The sequence below is a fragment of the Gluconacetobacter sp. genome, from assembly GCF_047721585.1.
Classification (GTDB): domain Bacteria; phylum Pseudomonadota; class Alphaproteobacteria; order Acetobacterales; family Acetobacteraceae; genus Gluconacetobacter; species Gluconacetobacter dulcium.
This window is the reverse complement of record NZ_JBDNXE010000262.1, coordinates 1-1,055: the sequence shown is the minus strand read 5'-3', so window position 1 is coordinate 1,055 and position 1,055 is coordinate 1. Positions and strand designations below refer to the sequence as shown.

The 1,055-nt window shown below is 67.5% G+C and carries 1 protein-coding gene; it reads right to left on the bottom strand.

The window, feature by feature from the left end; all coding sequences use genetic code 11:
* Position 1: 1 nt before the first annotated feature.
* On the bottom strand, positions 2-1,055 hold a 1,054-nt coding region (gene hflX / locus ABF821_RS21000; protein ID WP_415531476.1), incomplete at its 5' end, for a GTPase HflX.

The following is a 1,055-nucleotide window of genomic DNA, read 5'->3' as shown; positions in this document are numbered from 1 at the left end:
CCTACCCGGCGGCCAGGCTGCGTCGCAGCCGCGCCATGGCGCCGGGCAGGGCACGCACCTTGAGCACGCGCCCGGTTTCGTCATGGTCTTCGGAGAGCACGCGGGCGCTTTCGTAGATTTCGCCGATCAGTTTTTGTTTCGCGTAAGGCAGGACCAGGACGTCATCCACCATCTCGGATTCGAAGAAGGCAATGATGGTTTCCCGCAGGGCGCTGACATCTTCCGGCGCGTGGGCGGAGAGCATGATGGCGTCGGGGTGTTTTTCCAGCAGGGCGGCGCGGCGGGTGGCGTCCACGCGGTCCATCTTGTTGAGGACCAGGCGGGACGGCACCGTGTTGGCGCCGATTTCGCGCAGCACGCTGCGGCTGACCTCCAGTTGCGCTTCGTAGGTCGGGTCTGACGCATCGACCACGAAGAGGAGCAGGGAGGCTTCCAGTGCCTCGGAGAGGGTGGAGCGGAACGAGGCGACCAGATCGTGGGGGAGTTGCTTGATGAAGCCGACCGTGTCGGAGACGAGCACGCGGGGGCGGGTTTCGGGCTGGAGGGTGCGGACCGTGGTGTCGAGGGTGGCGAAGAGCTTGTCCTGCACCAGCACCTGGCTGCCGGTGAGGGCGCGCATGAGGGAGGATTTGCCGGCGTTGGTGTAGCCGACCAGGGCCACGCGCAACTGGTCGCGGCGGGCGGAGCGGCGCTGGTCGCTGTCGCGCTGCACGGCTTCGAGCTGGGTTTTCAGTTCCGCGAGGCGGTCGCGGATCTTGCGGCGGTCGAGGTCGAGATGGCTTTCGCCGGCGCCGGGGCCCTGCTGGCGGCCGCCGTCGGTGCCGGATTCCCGCAGGCGTGGGGCGACATATTTCAGGCGCGCAATCTCCACCTGCAATTTCGCCTCGCGGGTGTTGGCGTGGCGGTGGAATATCTCGACGATCACGCCGGTGCGGTCCAGCACCTGGGCGCCGGTGGCGCGTTCGAGATTGCGGATCTGGCTGGGGGAGAGTTCGTGATCGACGATCACGAATTCCGGCCGGGGCGGTGCGTCCGGATCGGGCTCGGGGCTGGAT